17 protein-coding genes are annotated in these 20,152 nt (G+C 70.9%); 8 read left to right on the forward strand and 9 right to left on the reverse strand.

Annotated features, from left to right (window positions below):
- Positions 1-113: 113 nt before the first annotated feature.
- Positions 114-1,688, forward strand: coding sequence for an MDR family MFS transporter (locus tag PXH83_RS16740; protein WP_476691299.1), 1,575 nt, complete (start codon positions 114-116; stop codon positions 1,686-1,688).
- Positions 1,689-1,852: 164 nt separating this feature from the next.
- Positions 1,853-2,299: a VOC family protein gene (locus PXH83_RS16745; RefSeq protein WP_274561185.1), complete on the forward strand. Its 447-nt coding sequence runs from the start codon at positions 1,853-1,855 to the stop codon at positions 2,297-2,299.
- Positions 2,300-2,328: 29 nt separating this feature from the next.
- Here the strand turns inward: PXH83_RS16745 and cseC are convergent, their stop codons facing one another.
- The 5 genes from cseC to PXH83_RS16770 form a co-directional block, all read right to left on the reverse strand.
- Entirely contained in the window at positions 2,329-3,633 is a 1,305-nt protein-coding gene (cseC, locus tag PXH83_RS16750) for a two-component system sensor histidine kinase CseC (RefSeq protein WP_274561186.1), read from the reverse strand.
- 3 nt (positions 3,634-3,636) lie between these two features.
- A complete protein-coding gene (cseB, locus tag PXH83_RS16755) occupies positions 3,637-4,341 on the reverse strand; it encodes a two-component system response regulator CseB (protein ID WP_274561187.1) in 705 nt (234 codons plus the stop codon).
- Positions 4,342-4,400: 59 nt separating this feature from the next.
- Complete coding sequence (locus PXH83_RS16760) at positions 4,401-5,015, reverse strand: hypothetical protein (RefSeq protein ID WP_274561188.1); 615 nt, start codon at positions 5,013-5,015, stop codon at positions 4,401-4,403.
- A gap of 41 nt (positions 5,016-5,056) precedes the next feature.
- Complete coding sequence (locus PXH83_RS16765; RefSeq protein WP_214920833.1) at positions 5,057-5,614, reverse strand: SigE family RNA polymerase sigma factor; 558 nt, start codon at positions 5,612-5,614, stop codon at positions 5,057-5,059.
- Positions 5,615-5,753: 139 nt separating this feature from the next.
- The gene (locus tag PXH83_RS16770; protein WP_274561192.1) at positions 5,754-6,650 is read right to left on the reverse strand and encodes an HhH-GPD family protein; all 897 of its coding nucleotides are present in this window, start codon (positions 6,648-6,650) and stop codon (positions 5,754-5,756) included.
- 124 nt (positions 6,651-6,774) lie between these two features.
- Here PXH83_RS16770 and PXH83_RS16775 point away from each other — a divergent pair, with 124 nt between their 5' ends.
- Positions 6,775-7,611: a hypothetical protein gene (locus tag PXH83_RS16775; RefSeq protein ID WP_274561194.1), complete on the forward strand. Its 837-nt coding sequence runs from the start codon at positions 6,775-6,777 to the stop codon at positions 7,609-7,611.
- Between the two features lie 64 nt (positions 7,612-7,675).
- Here the strand turns inward: PXH83_RS16775 and disA are convergent, their stop codons facing one another.
- Both disA and radA read right to left on the reverse strand, forming a co-directional pair.
- A complete protein-coding gene (gene disA, locus PXH83_RS16780; RefSeq protein WP_214920830.1) occupies positions 7,676-8,800 on the reverse strand; it encodes a DNA integrity scanning diadenylate cyclase DisA in 1,125 nt (374 codons plus the stop codon).
- A 90-nt stretch (positions 8,801-8,890) separates the two neighbouring features.
- Positions 8,891-10,306: a DNA repair protein RadA gene (gene radA, locus PXH83_RS16785; RefSeq protein ID WP_274561198.1), complete on the reverse strand. Its 1,416-nt coding sequence runs from the start codon at positions 10,304-10,306 to the stop codon at positions 8,891-8,893.
- Between the two features lie 197 nt (positions 10,307-10,503).
- Here radA and PXH83_RS16790 point away from each other — a divergent pair, with 197 nt between their 5' ends.
- Positions 10,504-12,219: a hypothetical protein gene (locus tag PXH83_RS16790; protein ID WP_274561201.1), complete on the forward strand. Its 1,716-nt coding sequence runs from the start codon at positions 10,504-10,506 to the stop codon at positions 12,217-12,219.
- A 155-nt stretch (positions 12,220-12,374) separates the two neighbouring features.
- Here the strand turns inward: PXH83_RS16790 and PXH83_RS16795 are convergent, their stop codons facing one another.
- Positions 12,375-13,265 (reverse strand): DUF3109 family protein, encoded by an 891-nt coding sequence (locus PXH83_RS16795; RefSeq protein WP_274561203.1) that lies wholly within the window; start codon positions 13,263-13,265, stop codon positions 12,375-12,377.
- A 41-nt stretch (positions 13,266-13,306) separates the two neighbouring features.
- On the opposite strand from PXH83_RS16795, the gene PXH83_RS16800 reads away from it, so the two are divergent.
- From PXH83_RS16800 to ilvD, 4 genes are all read left to right on the forward strand, one after another.
- Positions 13,307-14,239, forward strand: a complete 933-nt coding sequence (locus tag PXH83_RS16800; RefSeq protein ID WP_274561205.1) for a Ppx/GppA family phosphatase — start codon at positions 13,307-13,309, stop codon at positions 14,237-14,239.
- Between the two features lie 126 nt (positions 14,240-14,365).
- Positions 14,366-15,184, forward strand: coding sequence for a sugar phosphate isomerase/epimerase family protein (locus PXH83_RS16805; protein ID WP_274561206.1), 819 nt, complete (start codon positions 14,366-14,368; stop codon positions 15,182-15,184).
- Entirely contained in the window at positions 15,181-15,792 is a 612-nt protein-coding gene (locus PXH83_RS16810; protein ID WP_274561207.1) for a TetR/AcrR family transcriptional regulator, read from the forward strand. The genes PXH83_RS16805 and PXH83_RS16810 overlap by 4 nt, the downstream gene beginning before the upstream one ends.
- 104 nt (positions 15,793-15,896) lie before the next feature.
- Positions 15,897-17,747, forward strand: coding sequence for a dihydroxy-acid dehydratase (ilvD, locus tag PXH83_RS16815; RefSeq protein WP_274561209.1), 1,851 nt, complete (start codon positions 15,897-15,899; stop codon positions 17,745-17,747).
- Positions 17,748-17,885: 138 nt separating this feature from the next.
- Here the strand turns inward: ilvD and PXH83_RS16820 are convergent, their stop codons facing one another.
- Complete coding sequence (locus PXH83_RS16820) at positions 17,886-20,093, reverse strand: serine/threonine-protein kinase (RefSeq protein WP_274561211.1); 2,208 nt, start codon at positions 20,091-20,093, stop codon at positions 17,886-17,888.
- Positions 20,094-20,152: the final 59 nt, after the last annotated feature.

Here is a 20,152-nt window from a genome sequence, read left to right on the forward strand (position 1 = left end):
TCAACTTGCCGGGCGGCAAGTAAGTAACAGGGGAGCTGGAAAACATGGGCAACGGGGCGAGCGGGAAACCGGGGCTGGAAAAGGTGACGCCCGAGCAAGCGGCGGAGCAAGGAGTGGCGCAAGGAGCGGAGCAAGGAGCGGCGCCACAGCCGCGCAGCGTGCGGGTGGTGCTGCTCGCGCTGATGATCGCGATGCTCCTCGCCATGCTCGACAACATGATCATCGGCACCGCGATGCCGACCATCGTGGGGGAGCTCGGCGGCCTGGAGCATCTCTCCTGGGTCGTTACGTCGTACACCCTGGCCACCGCCGCCTCGACGCCGATCTGGGGGAAGCTCGGCGACCTCTACGGGCGCAAGGGCATCTTCCTCACCTCGATCGTCGTCTTCCTCGTCGGCTCCGTGCTCAGCGGAATGGCCCAGGACATGGGCCAGCTCATCGGCTTCCGTGCCATTCAGGGACTGGGCGCAGGCGGCCTGATGGTCGGCGTCATGGCGATCATCGGCGACCTGATCCCGCCCCGCGAGCGCGGCAAGTACCAGGGCATGATGGCCGGCGTCATGGCGCTCGCCATGATCGGCGGACCGCTCGTCGGCGGCACCATCACCGACCACCTGGGCTGGCGCTGGAGCTTCTACATCAACCTGCCGCTGGGCGCGATCGCCCTGGCGATGGTCACCGCCGTACTGCACCTGCCGAAGAAGGAGCGGTCGACGGCGCGCGTCGACTATCTGGGCGCGGGGCTGCTGACCGTCGGAATCACGGCGATCGTGCTGGTCACGACCTGGGGCGGTACGGAGTACGCCTGGTCGTCGACGATCATCATGGAGCTCATCGCGGTCGGTGTCGCCGCACTCGCGGGCTTCCTCTTCGTCGAGTCCAAGGCCGCCGAGCCGATCATGCCGCTGCACATCTTCCGCAACCGCAACTTCACGCTCATGTCGGTGATCGGCTTCCTCACCGGCTTCGTGATGTTCGGCGCGGTGCTCTTCCTGCCGCTGTACCAGCAGTCCGTGCAGGGTGCTTCGGCGACCAACTCCGGTCTGCTCCTGCTGCCGATGCTGATGTCGATGATGGTCGTCTCGCTCGTCGCGGGCCGGATGACCACCAACAACGGCAAGTACAAGATCTTCCCGATCCTGGGCGGCGGGCTGATGGTCGCCGGGCTGCTCCTGCTCGCGCAGATGGACACGGAGACGCCCCGGCTGACCTCGGGCATCTACATGGCGGTACTCGGCGCGGGCATGGGCTTCCTGATGCAGATCACCATGCTGGTGGCGCAGAACAGCGTCGAGATGAAGGACATGGGCGTCGCCTCCTCGTCGACCACCCTCTTCCGTACGCTCGGCAGCTCCTTCGGCGTCTCGATCATGGGCGCGCTCTTCACCAGCCGGGTCCAGGACGCGATGGCCGAACGGGGCGGGGCCGGCGTGACCCAGCAGTCGGCGACGCTGGACGCGGCGAGCCTGGCGAAGCTGCCTGAGCAGGTGCGCGAGGCGTACCAGTTCGCGGTGGCCTCCGGCACGCATGCGGCGTTCCTGCTGGGCGGGGCGATCGCGGTGATCGGGTTCGTGGCTGCCTTCTTCGTGAAGGAAGTGCCGCTGCGGGGAGCCGGGCCGCAGCCGGCTGAGGAGGGTACGGAGGGTGCGGATGCCACTGAGCCGGAGATGGTGAAGGGATCCGCCTGACCGGATCCCGCCCCACCCACACCGACCTGACCTGGGGACACTCCCCTTGACCTCCGGCCCCCGGCGTTCGCGCCGGGGGCCGGAGTGCGTACTTCTGGAGAAGCGGGGTGAGCGTCCGCTGCCTACGGTGACTGTGCAGGACACGCCCTCCCGAGGAGCTCTCCATGATCAAGGGACTTGCCATATCCACCGTCTGGGTCCTGAACCAGGACCGGGCCAAGGAGTTCTACACCGAGAAGCTGGGACTCGAAGCCCGTACGGACATGACCCTGGGCAAAAGCGGGACGCGCTGGCTGACCGTCGGGTCCAAGGACCAGCCCGACGTAATGCTGACGCTCATGGTCCCCGGGCCGCCGGCCATGGACCCCGTGTCCGCCGAGGCGATACGGAGACTGGTCTCGGAGGGGGCTCTGGGAGCCGGTGTACTGACCACCGACGACATCCACGGCGACTACGCGACCCTCAAGGCGCGCGGGGTGGAGTTCGTGCAGGCGCCGCAGGAGCGGCCGTACGGCACGGAAGCCATCTTCAGGGACGACTCGGGGAACTGGTTCTCGTTCACCCAGGCGCGGGCGGGCGGCTTCGACGGAGAGATGGACCCGGCCTGCTGAGGCATGGGGATTGCTACGGCCCGGTGCCGCTACTGCGGCCGCGCCACGTCGTCCGGCAGCCGGACCATCGGGAAGCTCCCCGTCGTCGTCGGCGCGTGCTCGGGCAGCCACAGCACCGCGATCGCCCCGCCGTCCTTGTGGGCGTTGCGGAAGGTGAGGCGTGCGCCGAGTACGCGCGCCTGGCCGGCCGCGATCGTCAGGCCCAGGCCGTGGCCGTGCCCCGCCCGGTCGGTGCTGCCCGTACGGAACCGGCTCGGGCCGTCCTTGAGCAGCTCCTCGGGGAAACCGGGGCCCTGGTCGCGGACCCGCACGACCCGGCCCTCGACCGTGACCTCGAAGGGGGCCTTGCCGTGCTTGGCGGCGTTGCCGAGGAGGTTGCCGAGGATGCGTTCCAGGCGGCGCGGATCGGTGTTCACCCATGATTCGTGCACCACGTTCACCACCGCGTCCGGGTGCAGCAGCGCGACCCGGCGGCTGACGAACTCGCCCAGCGCGATCTCCTGGAGCTCGGCCCGCTCCGCCGCACTGTCGAGGCGTGCCACCTCCAGGACGTCCTCGACGAGCGTCCGCATCGCCTGAGCCCGGTCCCGCACGAGCTCGGTGGGGCGGCCGGGCGGCAGCAGCTCGGCCGCAGTGAGCAGCCCGGTCACGGGGGTACGCAGCTCGTGCGCGATGTCGGCGGTGACCCGCCGTTCCGCTTCGAGCCGCTCCTGGAGGGCGTCCGTCATGGCGTCGACGGCGCGCGCGAGCTCGTCGGTCTCGTCGCGTACGACGCCGCCGACGGCATCCCGGACGCGTACGTCCGTATTGCCCTGCGCGACCTTGCCGGCCGCCGTGGCCGCCTTGCGCAGGCGCCGGGAGAGCTGGCCGCCGATCAGTACGCCGAGTGCGCAGCCGCCGAAGACGACCGAGACCGAGCCGATGACCAGGGCGCGGTCGAGGTCGTCCATGATGGCGGCGCTGCGGTCGGTGAACCGGGTGTGCAGCGAGAGGACGTCCCCGTTTTCGAGGGGGGCGGCGGCCCATACGTCGGGTACGCCGCTGTGGCCGTCCGTGACAAATGTGGCGCGGCGGCTGTTGGCCATGCTCGCCTTGAGCTCCCGGGGGAGGGCGGGGTCGTTGAGCTTGGTGCCGAATCTGGCGTCGCCGGACGACTCGTACCAACGCTGCGCGAACTGGAGCCGTTCAATCTGTACGTCGCGGGCGTTGTCGAGCATCGAGACGCGGGCGGCGTTGTGCACGACGAGGCTCAGCGCGACCGCGATGAGGGCGCCGACGGCGGCGATCGCGATGCTGATCTTCCACCGGACGCCGGTGCGCAGGGCGAGGCGCATGCTCTACGCCTTCAACTTGTAGCCGAAGCCCCGCACGGTTTCGATGCGGTCCTGGCCGATCTTGGTGCGCAGTCGCTGCACGTGGACGTCCACGACACGGGTGTCCCCGCCCCACCCGTAGTCCCAGACCCGCTCCAGCAGCTTGTCGCGCGACAGGACCGTCCCGGGCGCCGACGAGAACTCCAGCAGCAGCCGCATCTCCGTCGGTGTCAGCCCCACCGGAAGGCCGCCCTTGCGGACCTCCATGCCCTCTCTGTCGACCTCCAGGTCGCCGAAGACGAGCGGCCCGCCGTCCGTCCCGTCGTCCCCGCCGTGGCCCCCGCCCGCCGGCCCGCCCGCGTGACCGAAGCGCCGCAGCACCGCGCGGATGCGCGCGACGAGCACCGCACCGTCGAACGGCTTCGTCACGTAGTCGTCGGCCCCGGCCTCCAGGCCCAGTACGACGTCGATCGAGTCGGCCCGCGCCGACAGCATGATCACCGGAACGGTCGATTCGTCCCTGATGCGCCGGCACAGGCTCACACCGTCGAGCCCGGGCACCATCACGTCGAGCAGCGCGATGTCCGGCTGGTTGCTGCGGAAGGCCGCCAGACCCGAAAGCCCGTCGGGCATGGCGGTGACCACGAAACCGTCGCGTTCGAGCGCAAGCTGCGTGGCCTCACGGATGACGTCGTCGTCCTCCACAAACAGGACATGGGTCTCGGCCATCCGCTGCTCTCAACTCTCTCGTTCTCGCGGTCGCGGTCTTGATCTCGGTGTCGGCCGTCTCAGCTCTCCGGCGGGGGTGTGGGCAGGGGCTCGGTGCCGCCCGCGTCGCCCTCCCCGCCGACCGAACGGCTGAAGTCGTTGTGCACCTGGTCGTGCACCGTGAACTTGGTCCCCGACCAGCGGTACGTGATCACTTCTTCGCCGGAGGGATACGCCATCGGGTCGTTCTTCCCGTAGACCGGCTTGGTCAGTACCAGGTCGCCGCGGTCGATCTCCGCGTACACCGCGGGCGCCTCGGCCGCGAAGACATTCTCGTACCTGTCACCGTCCTCGCGGTACACATACGTCCCGACGCCCACGGCATCCCCGCACGTCATCACATTCACCACGACGTCGTTTCCGGGTCCGCCGGTCAGCTTCCCGTACGACGTGTCCACCGGGTACTCGTCCCTCACGCAGGGCCGCAGGTCCTGCTTGACCGTGTCGCTGACCTTGGGGTCGTCCTGTATCAGCGCCACCGGGTCCACCCGCTTGGCGGCCGGGGGCGTCGTGCCGCCCTCCGAGGGCGTCGCCCTGACCACCGGATCCGTCCGCGCCGGACCCGCGTCGCGCGCGCCCGTACCCCCCGCGTCGCACGCCACTACAAGCAGGCCGACGGCGGCGACGCCGGCCATTGCCGTGCCACTCGCCGCCACCGTGAACCTGCTGCCCCTGCCTAGGCCGCGCACCGCTCCCGCCCCCGTTCGTCACCCTGCTCCGCACGCTCGAAGGCGCGTGCGTCCAGTTCCCGGCTCTCCAGCTCCTGCCGGAGACGTGCCAGCGCCCTGTGCAGCGTGCTCTTGACCGTACCTGCCGACATACCGAGCGCCGCAGCCGTCTCTTCGGTGCTCATCTGCTCCCAGTGTCGCAGCACGACTACGCTGCGCTGCTTCGGTGCCAGCACTCCGAGTATGTCCATGAGCAGCGCGCGGTCGGCGCGCTGGTCGCTGCCGTCCTCGACGCTGGCGTCCGGCAGCTGCTCGGTGGGCACCTCTTCGAGCTTGCGGGCCCGCCACCACTCGGTCCTCGTGTTGATCATTACGCGGCGCAGGTAGGCGTCGGCGAGCGACTTGTCGGCAATGCCGTCCCAGCGGCCGTACGTCCGTACCAGCGCGGTCTGGAGGAGGTCCTGCGCGTCCACCGGGTCGGGGACCAGACGCCTGGCGCTCCGCAGCAGAGCATCCTGCCGAGTGCGTACGTACTCTTCGAATTCGAGCACCTCGCCGTGCGCCATTAGAACCGCCTCCGTCCCGCTGCAAAACCCCGTGTGTCCCGCTTACGTCGACGAAGTTACGGAGGCGTTGTCACGGCACTGTGCGGGCCAGCCCTCGGCAGGCGCACGGCTGTCCATCGGTTGTGTAACGGAGATGTGCTCAAGCCAGGGGGAGCCGGTAGACACCGCTGGCCAGGGGCTCGACGAGCCCGTCGGCGACCAGCCCGTCCAGCGCACGCGCCCGCTGTACGGGTTCGTCCCACACCGCGTCGAGCGCGGCCTGCGGAACCGGCCCTGCCGCTTCCCGGAGTACGGCGAGGAGCTTGCCGCGCACCTGACGGTCCGTACCCGCGTACGTCTGACCGCGCCGAGGCGGCCCGTCGTGCGCCGGCCTGCCCGCCAGCCGCCACGCGCACTGCCCGGAGACCGGGCAGCTCCCGCAGTCGGGGCTCTTGGCGGTGCATACCAGCGCGCCGAGCTCCATCGAGGCGGCCGCCCAACGGGCCGCTCTCGCCTCTTCGTCGGGCAGCAGGGAGCGGGCGAGCCTGCGCTCGGCGGCGGTGGTGGCGTTCGGCGGGTATTGGACGCCGGTGACCGTACGGGCGAAGACGCGGCGCACATTCGTGTCGAGCACCGCGTGCCGCTGCCCGTACGCGAAGGAGGCGACGGCCGCGGCCGTGTACTCGCCGACCCCGGGCAGGGCCAGGAGCTCGGCGTGGTCGCTCGGTACATCGCCACCGTGCCGCTCCGTGATCGCCACGGCCGCGCCGTGCAGCCGCAGCGCGCGGCGCGGATAGCCGAGGCGGCCCCAGGCGCGGACCGCTTCGCCGGGGGCGTCGGCGGCCAGGTCGGCGGGGCGCGGCCAGCGGGCCAGCCACTGCTCGTACACCGGCAGCACACGGCTGACCGGCGTCTGCTGGAGCATGAACTCGCTGACCATCACGCCCCAGGCGCCGGCCTCGGGGCGGCGCCAGGGAAGGTCACGGGCATGCGTGTCGAACCACGCGATGACGGGGGCGTGAAGGGCGGTGGCGGTGGTGTCGCTTGTCGCAGTCATGGCACCGCCGATCCTTCCACGACCTGACGGATGCCAGGGATCCGGAATGATGATCGTGAAAAGTTGGGGTCAGGAGCGGCGGGTGGGGCAGGAGTTCGCCCCGATCTCTCGTACAGTTTGCGCCGTGGGATCTATGCGCAATCCAGTCGGGCCGCTTCCCTCCTCCATTTACTGGCGCCGGAGGGCAGTCGCGCTGTCCGTGCTGGCGCTGCTCGCGCTGGTGATCCTATGGGTCGTCATGTCCGGCGGTGGCGACGGCGGCAAGCAGAAGAACGCCGGTGGCGGCGCCACTCCCGCACCGTCCATCACACCCGGCCCCGCTTCCTCCGGTCCCGCCATCAGTGAAGACCCCGGCGGCCGCGACGAGCCGGGCGAAACCGGCAGCGACGACGGCGGCAGCGACAACGGCGGCGGCAGTGGCGGCGGAGACGACGGCGGTACGGACGCGGGCAGCGACGGCGGCGGCTCGGGTGACAGCGGCGACGGCGACGGTGGCGACACCGGATCGGGCAGCGGCGGTGGCAGCGGTGGTGGCGGAGCCGCTCAGCGCGTACAAGCCGGATCCCGCCTCCCCAACTGCAATGCGTCCACCGTCGAGTTGTCCCTGCGCAGCATCAAGAACGAGTACGAGCCGGGCGAGACGCCGAAGTTCGAGGTGATCGCGGAGAACCGCTCCGGGGCCGCCTGCAAGATCGACTTCGGGCCGAAGACCGCCGTGCTGACGATCACCGACGACGACAACAACACGGTGTGGTCCTCCAAGGACTGCCCCGAGGGCCCCGGCAGCCTGCTGTTCCGCGTCCCGGCGCACAGCACCGTCAGGCACGCTGTGGAGTGGGACCGCAAGGAGAGCGCGCCGCAGTGCGCCACGCCGCCCGCGGCGGCCGTCGGCGACGGGACGTACCTGCTGGAGATGGCGGGCGCGAAGTCGCCGGCCACCTTCACGCTGAAGAAGGACTGAAGGAGCTGAAAGAGAAGCGCGGTACGCCCCGTCCGGGCGTACCGCGCTTCTCGTGTCAGGTGGGTCAGACGTAGCGTTCCAGGATCGACGACTCCGCCAGTCTGGACAGCCCCTCGCGCACCGACCGCGCCCGCGCCTCGCCGACACCGTCGACCGTCTGGAGGTCGTCGACGCTCGCGGCGAGCAGCTTCTGGAGGCCGCCGAAGTGCTCGACGAGCCGCTCGATGATGGCGCCGGGAAGCCGCGGGACCTTGGCGAGCAGCCGGTAACCGCGCGGCGAGACCGCCGCGTCCAGTGTCTCGGGGGAGCCGCTGTAGCCCAGAGCCCGTGCCACGACCGGCAGTTCGAGCAGCTCGGTGTGCGGCAGCGCGTCCAGATCGGTCAGCGCCTCGTCGACCGTGCGGGAACGCTTCGCCGTCGGCTCCGGAACGTAGTCCCGTACAACCAGCTCACGCTCCGGCTCGACGCCCGCGATCAACTCGTCCAGCTGCAGAGAGAGGAGGCGCCCGTCGGTGCCGAGCTCCACCACGTACTCGGCGATCTCGGTGGCGATACGGCGCACCATCTCCAGCCGCTGCGCCACCGCCGTTACGTCGCGGACCGTCACCAGGTCCTCGATCTCCAGCGCGGACAGCGTGCCCGCGACCTCGTCGAGGCGGAGCTTGTAGCGCTCCAGGGTGGCCAGTGCCTGGTTGGCCCGGGAGAGGATCGTCGCGGACTCCTCCAGGACCCGGCGCTCCCCGTCGACGTACAGCGCGATCAGGCGCATGGACTGGGAGACCGAGACGACCGGGAAGTTGCACTGCTTGGAGACGCGGTCCGCCGTGCGGTGGCGGGTGCCGGTCTCTTCGGTCGGGATGGACGCGTCCGGGACGAGCTGGACGCCGGCCCGGAGGATCTTGGTGATGTCCTTGTCGAGGATGAGCGCACCGTCGAGCTTGCACAGCTCGCGGAGTCTGGTCGCGGTGAATTCCACATCCAGCACGAATCCGCCGGTACACATGGATTCGACGGTTTTGTCCATACCGAGGACGATGAGGCCGCCGGTGTTGCCGCGCAGGATGCGCTCCAGGCCGTCGCGCAGTCCCTTGCCGGGCGCGACAGCGCTCAGCGAGGCGCGCATCAGCGCTTCGGTGCCCGAGCCTTGGCCGGACTTTCCGGATGCTGCTGCCCGGTCGATGGCTGCCACTGCACTCCTCCGGTCACGGGGTTGCGGTGCCCTGGGGGCACTGAACTTCGCCTCGCGTACTCGTACGGGTGGGCGAGACCAGGGCAAAGTCTACCGGCGCTGTTCGTCGCCTTGGGGGGCCTGTGCGCGAGACCGGCGCGGAAGGACCCTGAGGGCGTCTCCCATGTCGGCCACTTCGATGACGTTCATGCCTGCCGGGACCTTGCCCGGGTCGCTCGGTACGAGGGCGTGCGTGAAGCCCAGACGGTGCGCTTCGGCCAGCCTGCGCTGGACCCCGGTGACCCGTCTGACCTCGCCCGCGAGGCCCACCTCGCCGATCGCCACAAGATTCTTCGGCAGCGGGGTGTCGCTGGCCGCGCTGGCCAGCGCCAGCGCGATCGCGAGGTCGGCGGCGGGCTCCGAGAGCTTCACACCGCCCACCGTCGCGCTGTAGATGTCGCGCTTGCCGAGCGCCGTGATCCGCCCGCGCTGTTCGAGCACGGCGAGCATCATCGACACGCGCGAGGTCTCCAGGCCCGAGGTGGTACGCCGGGGGGACGGGATCTGCGAGTCGACGGTCAGCGCCTGCACCTCGGCGACGAGCGGGCGGCGCCCTTCGAGGGTGACCGTCAGGCAGGTGCCGGGGACGGACTCGGCGCGACGGGTGAGGAACAGGCCCGAGGGGTCGGCGAGGCCGGTGATGCCCTCGTCGTGCAGCTCGAAACAGCCGACCTCGTCGGTCGCGCCGTAACGGTTCTTGACGCCTCGCACGAGTCGCAGGCGCGCGTGCCGGTCGCCCTCGAAGGACAGCACGACGTCGACGAGGTGCTCCAGCAGACGCGGGCCCGCGATCGCGCCGTCCTTCGTGACGTGGCCGACCAGGAGCGTCGACATGCCGCGCTCCTTGGAGGCCCGGATGAGCGCCCCCGCGACCTCGCGGACCTGGGCCATGCCGCCGGGCGCGCCGTCGATCTCGGGCGAAGCGACGGTCTGTACGGAGTCGAGGACAAGCAGGGACGGCTTGACGGCGTCGAGGTGGCCGAGGACGGCGGAGAGGTCGGTCTCGGCGGCGAGGAAGAGGTGGTCGCTGAGCGCACTGATCCGGTCGGCGCGCAGGCGCACCTGGCTCGCGGACTCCTCCGCCGTGACATACAGCGTCCGATGGTCGTCGCTCGCCGCCTTGGCGGCCACGTCCAGGAGCAGGGTCGATTTGCCGACACCGGGCTCGCCCGCGAGCAGCACGACGGCGCCGGGCACGAGCCCGCCGCCGAGCACGCGGTCCAACTCGTCGACGCCGGTGGAGCGGGCGGTGGCCGTGCGACCGTCGACCTGGCCGATGGGGAGGGCGGCGGAGCTTACGCGGCCGACCGCGGTCGTCCGTACGGCGGGCGTGCCGGTCTCCTCGATCGTGCCCCAGGCCTGGCATTCGGGGCAGCGGCCGAGCCACTTGGCGGTCGTCCATCCGCATTCGGTGCAGCGGTAGGACGGCCGGTCCTTCGCGGATGAACGAGATGTACGGGCAGCCATGGTGGTGACCGTACAGGTGAAGTCCGACAACGCCGACCGCGCTGCCCAGTGGCCCCCGCGCCTCCCCTGCACTCACCTCCCGCCCTGTCTACGGAATTCCCCGTTCCTGTCCCCTTTCGAGGGACGTGTTCACCCGTACGGGTTAAAAGTGCGCAAGGGGTACAAGGCGGCATGCCTCCACTGCCTACGGTCGCCGAGTGACAAGCAGCAGGCTGGAACCCCCCACGCACACCACCGGCGCACCCCGGGCGCACAGTCGTGCGCCCCGGCCGACGCTTGTGCAGACACCGCCCGCGCGTTACGAGCCGTATCTGGACGGTCTGTTCACCTATTGCCTGTCCGTCCTCTGCGACCACGACGCGGCGACCGCGGTGCTCGGCGGCGTACTGGCCATCTCCGAACGCCATTACGGCCGTTGTCCGGCCCGGGAGCCGGAGCGCAAGGCGTGGCTGTACGCGCTGGCGCGCTGGGCCTGTCTGCGCAGGCTCGCCGAGCAGAAGCGGCGCCGGCAGGGGGCACACACGGGGCATCGCCCCCCCGCCGCTGCCCCCGGTCCAGTGGCCGACGTGCCCGAGGAGACGGCCGAGCGCAGGCGGCGCGAACTGTCCCTGCTGGCCTGGCCCGAGGCCGCCGGCACCACCCCGGAGCAGCGCGACGCCCTGGAGCTCGCCGTACGCCACCGGCTCGGCCCGCGTGAGGTCGCCGCGGTCCTGGGCATGGAGTACCCGGCGGCCCGCGAACTGCTGGCCGCGGCGGCCTGCGAGGTCGAGCGGACCCGGGCCGCACTCACCGTGGTCGAGAGCGGCGGCTGCCCGATCGTCGCCCGGCTGACCGGCGACAACCAGGTACTGCTGGGCGCGGCCCTGCGGCGCGAGCTCGTACGGCACGTGGACGACTGCCCGCGCTGCCGTCGCGCCGCCGAGCGGGCCGAGGCGGGCGGTCCGTGGCCGGGTACCGTCGCCGCGCCTGCCGCGCTGCCGGTGGTGGAGGCGCCCCGGGCGGCGGCGTACGTGGCGATGACGAGCGCACCGAGGGCGCGCGGGACCGGGCCGAGGTTCGACCGCGACGGTTTCCCGCTGGACCCCAAGGACCACGCGGCGCGGCGCGACCGGCTGCGGACCAGGGCGCTCACGACGACGGTGGTGGCGACGGTCGTCGCCGCCCCCGTGTTCGCGCTCTGGGCGGCGTACCGGGGAGCGCCGCTCACCGGCGAGAGCGAGGGCGGTGCGACGGTCACCGCGAGCGAGGCGGACGGGCCCGGCGGCCTGGACGGCGACATGAAGGACGGCCGCGACGGCTCCGCGTACGACGCCTACGAAAACGCGGGCAACGCCCGCACGACCCCCGACACGCGTTTCACCGAGGGCAGCCGGTCGCCGGACGTATCGGTCGAGGTCATCGGCGGCGGTACGCCGATGCCGGGCACGGACCAGTCCGGGCCGGCGCGGCTGTCGGTGGAGGCGCGCGCGGCGGGCAGCACGACGGTGGTCACGCTCCGGGCGACGGGCGGGAGCGAGCGGGTTGCGTGGTCGGCGTGGACGGACGTGCCCTGGCTCTACCTGAGCCAGTCGACGGGCACGCTGGCTCCCGGAGAATCGATCACCCTGTACGTGTCCGTGGACCATGAGCGGGAGCCGGCCGGGCGGTGGCGGGCGCGGATCGGCGTGAACCCGTCGGGTGCGGTGATCGCGGTGCACGGGCAGGGCCGCCCTCGCCCGAAGCCCCCGTCGCCGCCGTCGACACCGCCACCCTCCCAGCACCCCACGACGCCGCCCGCGTCCCCGTCCCCGACACCCACGGCCCCGACGACACCCCCGCCGTCCCCGACGCCTGCGCCGACGGACCCGACGACGCCGCCACCGTCGGAGGACCCGACCCCGACGGAGTCGACATCGCAGCCGGCGCCGGGCTGAGGGCGGTTTGTTCCCCGACCGCGCGGGGAGGGGAACAGCGCCGCAGGCAACCCGCACGCACCACCGCGCTCCGCCCACGCCCCCGGTGGACGGAGTCCACCGCAGCCGGTCGAAGCCCGGAAGGCCCGCCAGGGCCGAGCGGTGCGAGAGCGGCGTTAAGAGGGGTCGGCCGGATGCGGAGCCATCGGAAGCAGCGACGACAGTCGCTCCTTGCACAGCTCCACCAGCCGCCCGTAAGCCTCCTTGCCCATGAGCTCCGTGAGCTCCGGCGCGTACGAGACGTACACCGGCTCCCCCGCCCCGTGCGCCGACGTCGCCGACGTGCACCACCAGTGCAGGTCGTGGCCGCCCGCCCCCCAGCCCCGCCGGTCGTACTCGCCGATCGAGATCTGCAGGATGCGCGTGTCGTCGGGGCGGTCGATCCAGTCGTACGTACGCCGGACCGGCAGCTGCCAGCACACGTCCGGCTTCGTCTCCAGCGGCTCCTTGCCCTCCTTCAGGGCGAGGATGTGCAGCGAGCAGCCCGCGCCGCCCGCGAAACCCGGGCGGTTCTGGAAGATGCAGGAGCCGTCCCAGCGGCGCGTCTGGCGTTCGCCGTCTTCGTCGGTCTGGGTCCAGCCCGACTCCGTACCGACGTCGTGGAACTGCCACACATCCGGCGTGAGGCGTGCCACATGGCCCGCGACCCGCTTTTCGTCGTCCTCGTCGGAGAAGTGCGCGCCCAGCGTGCAGCAGCCGTCGTCCGCACGGCCCGCCTGGATGCCCTGGCAGCCGCTGCCGAAGATGCAGCTCCAGCGCGATGTCAGCCACGTCAGGTCGCAGCGGAAGATCTGTTCGTCGTCGGCGGGATCGGGGAACTCCACCCAGGCGCGGGCGAAGTCCAGCCCGCCCCGCTCGTCGTCCCGGACATCTCGGACGACCGGAATGTTCGGGGCAGTACGGACATCCTGAGCCGCCTCGACGGCCTCGGCCGACGCGGTGGTCTTCGTCTTCTTCTTCGGCTGCTTCGTGGCTTTGCCCGGCTTCGCCTTTTTCGTCTTCGGCACGAGGGCAAGGGTAAGCGCGCAGCCGCAGTAGCGTTCCGCATATGAGACTCGGAGTCCTCGACGTGGGTTCGAACACGGTTCATCTGCTGGTGGTCGACGCCCACCCCGGCGCCCGCCCCCTGCCCGCCCACTCGCACAAGGCCGAGCTTCGCCTCGCCGAACTTCTCGACGCGGACGGAGCCATCGGCGCCGAGGGCATCGACCGCCTCGTCGCCACGGTCGGCGACGCCCTCCAGGCCGCCGAGGACAAGGGCTGCGAGGACGTTCTGCCCTTCGCCACCTCCGCCGTGCGCGAGGCGAGCAACGCCGACGAGGTGCTGGCCAGGGTCAGGCGCGAGACCGGTGTCGATCTTCAGGTGCTCAGCGGCGACGACGAGGCGCGGCTCACATTTCTCGCCGCACGCCGCTGGTTCGGCTGGTCGGCCGGGAAGCTGCTGGTCCTGGACATCGGCGGCGGGTCGCTGGAGATCGCGTACGGGATCGACGAGGAGCCCGACGCCGTGGTGTCGCTGCCGCTCGGGGCGGGCCGCCTGACCGCGGGCTGGCTGCCGGGCGATCCGCCCGACCCGCAGGACGTGAAGGCGCTGCGTCGCCATGTACGCGCCCAGATCGCCCGTACGGTCGGCGAATTCAGCCGCTTCGGCACTCCCGACCACGTCGTGGCGACCTCCAAGACCTTCAAGCAGCTGGCGCGCATCGCCGGGGCGGCACGCTCCGGCGAGGGGCAGTACGTACAGCGGGATCTGAGTCGCAAATCACTGGAGGAGTGGGTGCCGAAGCTGGCCGCGATGCCCGCCGTCCAGCGTGCCGCCCTGCCCGGCGTCTCGGACGCACGCGCCGCGCAACTGCTGGCAGGGGCCCTGGTCGCGGAGGGCGCGATGGACCTTTTCGGGGTCGACGAGCTGGAAATCTGCCCGTGGGCGCTGCGCGAAGGCGTCATCCTGCGGCGCCTGGACCACATGCCGACGACGTGACGTCATGGTGACGGCGACACCATGACGCACTTCATGACGAACACGCCGACGATCACGACAAGGAACACGACAACGACGCGCTGACCGCCTGACACCCACCCGGGGGCGGCCCGTACGCTGTCCCTCGTGGCAGATCCAGTGGTGCGCATCCCGGATGCGAAGGTCGCACTGTCCACGGCGTCCGTGTATCCGGAGTCGACGGCGACGGCCTTCGAGATCGCGGCACGCCTCGGCTACGACGGCGTCGAGATCATGGTGTGGACGGACCCCGTCAGCCAGGACATCGAGGCGCTGCGCAGACTCTCCGACTACCACGGCGTGCCGATCCTGGCCGTCCACGCGCCCTGTCTGCTCATCACGCAGCGCGTCTGGTCCACGGACCCGTGGGCGAAGCTCCAGCGGGCGCAGGCGGCCGCCGAGAAGCTCGGTGCGTCGGCCGTGGTCGTACACCCGCCCTTCCGCTGGCAGCGGCAGTACGCCCGCGATTTCGTCACCGGGATCTGGCGCATGGCGAACGAGACGGACGTCCGCTTCGCCGTCGAGAACATGTACCCCTGGCGCTACAAGGACCGCGAGATGCTGGCGTACGCCCCCGAGTGGGACGTGACCAAGGACGACTACCGGCACTTCACCGTCGACCTGTCGCACACCGCGACCGCCCGTACCGACACCCTCGCCATGATCGACCGTATGGGCGACCGTCTCGGCCACGTCCACCTCGCGGACGGCAAGGGCTCGGCGAAGGACGAGCACCTGGTGCCGGGGCGCGGCAACCAGCCCTGCGCCCAAGTCCTGGAGCGGCTCGCGGGCAGCGGCTTCGACGGCCATGTCGTCATCGAGGTCAACACCCGGCGGGCGATGTCCTCGGCCGAACGGGAGGCCGACCTCGCCGAGGCCCTCGCCTTCACCCGTCTGCACCTCGCGTCCCGGGTGCCCCAGCAGTGAGCGACGCGGCGCCGCGACGGCGCGGCCGCCCACGCCGTTCGCCGGACGACGCGGGGCCGGGAGCGCGCGAGCGGATCCTCCAGGCAGCCCGCGACGAATTCGCCGAGCGCGGCTACGACAAGACGTCCGTGCGCGGCATCGCGAAGGCGGCGGGCGTCGACGCGGCGCTCGTCCACCACTACTTCGGCACGAAGGACGACGTCTTCGCCGCCGCCATCGAGATGTCCTTCGAGCCCGCGCTGGTGTTGCCCGCTGTCCTCGGCCAGGGCAAGGACGGCATCGGGGAGCGGCTGGCCCGCTACTTCATCGGCGTATGGGAGAACCCGGCGACCAGGGCGCCGCTGCTCGCGGTCGTCCGGTCGGCGCTGACGAACGAGACGGCGGCGAAGGTGCTGCGTACGTTCGTACTGCGCCGTCTGCTCGAACGGATCGCAGCGGAGCTCGACGTGCCGGATCCGACCTTCCGGGCGGAGCTCGCCGCCTCGCACATGGTGGGCATCGCGATTCTGCGGTACGTCATCAAGGCGGAGCCGCTGGCGTCGGTGGACCCGGAGAAGATCATCGAGATGGTGGCGCCGACGCTCCAGCGGTATCTCACCGAGGCGTGACCGAAGGCTGAGCAGGCCGTCCCGGATACCGGACATGCTGTCCAGATCCTGGATCCGAGGCGTACGCTCGGAGTAAGTCTCATCTGCCTAAGGAGCGAGCGACGATGCCCGAGCTGAGGTCCCGCACAGTCACCCACGGCCGCAACATGGCGGGCGCGCGCGCCCTTATGCGGGCGTCGGGCGTAGCGAGCGGTGACATCGGCAAGCCGATCATCGCTGTCGCCAACTCGTTCACCGAGTTCGTCCCCGGGCACACGCACCTCGCACCGGTCGGCCGGATCGTGAGTGACGCGATCCTGGCGGCGGGCGCCGTGCCGCGCGAGTTCAACACGATCGCGGTCGACGACGGCATTGCGATGGGCCACGCCGGAATGCTGTACTCGCTGCCCTCCCGCGACCTGATCGCGGACAGCGTCGAGTACATGGTCGAGGCGCACTGCGCCGACGCGCTGATCTGCATCTCCAACTGCGACAAGATCACGCCGGGCATGCTGATGGCCGCACTGCGCCTCAACATCCCGGTCGTCTTCGTCTCCGGCGGCCCGATGGAGGCCGGTCAGGCCACCCTCGTCGACGGCACGGTCCGCAAGCTCGACCTGATCGACGCTATGGTGGACGCGGCGAACGACTCCGTGTCCGACGCCGACGTGCTCCGTATCGAGGAGAACGCCTGCCCGACCTGCGGCTCGTGTTCCGGCATGTTCACCGCCAACTCGATGAACTGCCTGACCGAGGCCATCGGCCTCTCCCTGCCGGGCAACGGCTCGGTGCTCGCCACGCACACCGCCCGCAAGGGGCTGTACGAGGACGCGGCCCGTACGGTCGTCGAGATCACCAAGCGCTACTACGAGCAGGACGACGAGTCGGTCCTGCCGCGCAACATCGCCACCCGCGCGGCCTTCGACAACGCCATGGCCCTCGACATCGCCATGGGCGGCTCGACCAACACGATCCTGCACCTGCTGGCCGCCGCACAGGAGGCCGGGCTCGACTACGACCTCAAGGACATCGACGCGGTCTCGCGCCGGGTGCCCTGCCTGTCCAAGGTCGCGCCGAACGTCGCCCCCGGCGGCACGTACTACATGGAAGACATCCACCGCGCCGGCGGCATCCCCGCCATCCTCGGTGAGCTCTACCGCGCAGGCATGCTGAACGAGGACGTCCACACCGTCCACTCGCCCGGCATCAAGGAGTGGCTGGAGGCCTGGGACGTGCGCGGCGGCTCCCCGTCCGCCGAGGCCGTCGAGCTGTGGCACGCGGCGCCCGGATGCGTCCGGTCGGCGACCGCGTTCTCCCAGTCGGAGCGCTGGGACACCCTCGACACGGACGCGGCGGGCGGCTGCATCCGTGACGCGGAGCACGCGTACTCGAAGGACGGCGGACTGGCCGTCCTCAAGGGCAATCTTGCCGAGGACGGCTGTGTCGTGAAGACGGCCGGTGTCGACGAGTCGATCTGGACCTTCGAGGGACCGGCCGTCGTCTGCGAGTCGCAGGACGAGGCCGTCGACAAGATCCTCCGTAAGGAGATCAAGGAGGGCGACGTCGTCGTCATCCGTTACGAGGGCCCGCGCGGCGGCCCCGGCATGCAGGAGATGCTCTACCCGACGTCCTTCCTGAAGGGCCGCGGTCTCGGCAAGGTCTGCGCGCTGGTGACGGACGGCCGGTTCTCCGGCGGTACGTCGGGCCTGTCCATCGGCCACGCCTCGCCCGAGGCGGCCTCGGGCGGCACGATCGCGCTCGTCGAGGACGGCGACCGCATCCGTATCGACATCCCGAACCGTTCGATCGAACTCCTCGTCTCCGACGAGGAACTGGCGGCCCGTCGCGAGGCTCTGAACGGTGTGTACGCGCCGAAGAACCGCGACCGTCAGGTGTCGGCCGCTCTGCGGGCGTACGCGGCGATGGCGACCAGCGCGGACAAGGGCGCGGTGCGCGACGTCTCGATGCTCGGCTAGGGGGACACCCCCTAGGGCTCGATGCTCGGCCAGGGCCGGGACTTTCTTGCTGGGACGTTTTTGAAGGGAGGGACGGGTGCGAAGCCCGTCCCTCCCTTTCTTGCTGTTCACCGGCACTGCTGTTCACCGGCTCTTGCTTCACCAGCGCGCCGGGTCTCCGTCGTCCACGGCGAAGACCGACCCGTCGGGCGCGGTCGCGAAGACCTTGCCCGCGGCCGCAGTCGGGGCAGGCAGGGTGGTGGCGAAGGTGTCGGGCGCCTCGGCCATACGGGGCCTTGTCTGGCCGAGCAGCCTTCCGTCGGCGGCGTCCACCGCCAGCAGCCGCCCGTCGGCCGCCGTCAGGTAGACACGGCCGGCGGTCGCGACCGGCCGTGATGCGTGGCTGACCGATGTCTCGAGCCGCCACTGCTGAGCCTGCTGTGCACTCGCGGTGCGGCGGGTGTCCACGGCGACGAGGGAGCCGCCTGCGCCGAAGATGTACGCCGTGTCGCCGCGTACAGCCGCCTGCGCCTGGTCGACGGGCGCCAGAAGGGGGATGCGGCGGGCGGTACGGGCCGTGGTGTCGAGGCGTACGACAGCGCGGGTGAGGCTGGCGGTGTCGTAGGACAGCAGGAACAGCGACCCGTCGGACGCGCCGACGGGAGTGAGCATCCCGTTCAGGCGCTGCGTCCAGAGCGCGGAGCCGTTGTCGGGGTCGACCGCGACGACTGTGCTCGTCGTGCCGTCCGCCGAGGGGGTGACGGCGAAGACGGGACCCTTGTGGCGGGGCGACGACGACATCCACTGGGTGCCGGGTACGCCGTGGCGCCGGGTCCAGCGCGTTTTCCCCGTGGCGCTGTTGACGGCTTCCTCTGTCCCGTCCGCGGTCACGAGGAGAACCGACTTCCGGGTGTGCAGGACGACGGGGTGGGCGGACGCGTCGACGCTCCAACGGGCATCGCCGGACTTCGGATCGAGAGCCTCCAGGCGTTCCCCGCCGGGTGCCACCACATGCAGCAGCCCTCCGGAGAGTACGGGCGCGGTGTCGTCCCAGGCCGGCTCGGAGGGGGCGCCGGTCTTCTTCGACCAGGCGACGGTGCCGTCGGCGGCGTTCAGGCGGGAGGCGCTGATGCCGGGGGCGTTGCAGTAGAGGGAGCTGTCCGCGTACGAACAGGAGGCGGCACTGCTCGCGCCGCCACCGCCGCCCTGAAGGGAGACCTGCCAGGGCCGCGAGCCTTCGCCGGTCCCGGACCTCTGCGCGGCGGGGGAGGGGTCGGGGTGGCGGCCGTCGTCGGCGGTCAGGGCGCGTACGCCGAACGCCCCGCCCACGACAAGGGATGCCAGCGCGACGGCGAGGACGGCCCGCCGGACGACGCGCCGACGGATACGCACGGGGCTGCCCGGCTGCGGCGCCGCCTCCCGCTGAGCTTCCACCTCACTCCGCTGTACCGGCACTCTCTCCGGCCCCCTCACCGTCCCCTCCACCCGGCTGGGCGTCCGCTGCGCGGGTATGAAGGCCTGGGTGTCGTCTCCGGTCCGGTACGCGGCGGAGCGCAGCGCCGTCATCAGCGCGTCCGGGGTGGGCCGGTCGGCGGGGTCCTTCGCGAGGCAGCGGGCGAAGAGCGGGGCGAGGGCCTCCGGTACGCCCGTCAGGTCCGGCTCGTCATGGACCACCTGGTACGCCACGATGTACGGGCTGTCGGAGTCGAACGGCCCGCTGCCGGTCGCCGCGTGAACGAGTACGGAGCCCATCGCGAACACATCGGCGGCGGGGCCGACTTCGCGCGGACGCTGGAACTGCTCGGGCGCCATGAAGGGCGGCGTACCGATCAGCTTGCCCGTTTCCGTACGCAGATCGCTGTCCGACGGCCGGGAGATGCCGAAGTCGATGACCTTGGGCCCGTCGGCGGCCAGCAGCACATTGCTCGGCTTGAGATCGCGGTGCACCACACCGGCGCGGTGGATGTCGCGCAGCGACTCGGCGAGTCCGGCGCCGAGCCTCAGCAACTCCTCGGTGCCCAACGGGCCGTTCCGTTTGACGCGCTCGGCGAGGGTCGGCCCCTCGATGAAGAGAGTGGCCATCCAGGGGCGTTCGGCGTCGGTGTCGGCGTCCACGACGGGCGCGGTGAAGGCACCGCTCACCCGGCGGGCAGCGGCGACCTCTTGCCTGAAGCGGGCCCGGAACTCGGGATCTGTGGCGAAGTCGGCGTGCACCACCTTGACGGCAAGCCGCAACCCCGAGGCGGACGTAGCCAGATGGACGACGCCCATGCCGCCCGAGCCCAGCACCGACTCCAGCCGATACTGCCCGGCATATTCCGGATGCTCCGCTTCCGGTCCTGTCCCGGTTCTGCGCAGCGGCGGCATCGTCCACCCCCGTGTGTGTTCGTCCGCAAGCGCGACGCACGGAGCCTAGTCGATGATGC

The organism is Streptomyces spiramyceticus (assembly GCF_028807635.1).
GTDB classification, from domain to species: Bacteria; Actinomycetota; Actinomycetes; order Streptomycetales; family Streptomycetaceae; genus Streptomyces; species Streptomyces spiramyceticus.

Bases quoted from the DNA above. Each gene is read 5' to 3' on its own strand.
- PXH83_RS16770 (WP_274561192.1), bottom strand. From the start codon at position 6,650: ATGACTGCGACAAGCGACACCACCGCCACCGCCCTTCACGCCCCCGTC.
- radA (WP_274561198.1), bottom strand. From the start codon at position 10,306: ATGGCTGCCCGTACATCTCGTTCATCCGCGAAGGACCGGCCGTCCTAC.
- cseC (WP_274561186.1), bottom strand. From the start codon at position 3,633: ATGCGCCTCGCCCTGCGCACCGGCGTCCGGTGGAAGATCAGCATCGCG.
- PXH83_RS16765 (WP_214920833.1), bottom strand. From the start codon at position 5,614: ATGGCGCACGGCGAGGTGCTCGAATTCGAAGAGTACGTACGCACTCGG.
- PXH83_RS16760 (WP_274561188.1), bottom strand. From the start codon at position 5,015: ATGGCCGGCGTCGCCGCCGTCGGCCTGCTTGTAGTGGCGTGCGACGCG.
- cseB (WP_274561187.1), bottom strand. From the start codon at position 4,341: ATGGCCGAGACCCATGTCCTGTTTGTGGAGGACGACGACGTCATCCGT.
- ilvD (WP_274561209.1), top strand. From the start codon at position 15,897: ATGCCCGAGCTGAGGTCCCGCACAGTCACCCACGGCCGCAACATGGCG.
- PXH83_RS16800 (WP_274561205.1), top strand. From the start codon at position 13,307: ATGAGACTCGGAGTCCTCGACGTGGGTTCGAACACGGTTCATCTGCTG.
- PXH83_RS16745 (WP_274561185.1), top strand. From the start codon at position 1,853: ATGATCAAGGGACTTGCCATATCCACCGTCTGGGTCCTGAACCAGGAC.
- PXH83_RS16820 (WP_274561211.1), bottom strand. From the start codon at position 20,093: ATGCCGCCGCTGCGCAGAACCGGGACAGGACCGGAAGCGGAGCATCCG.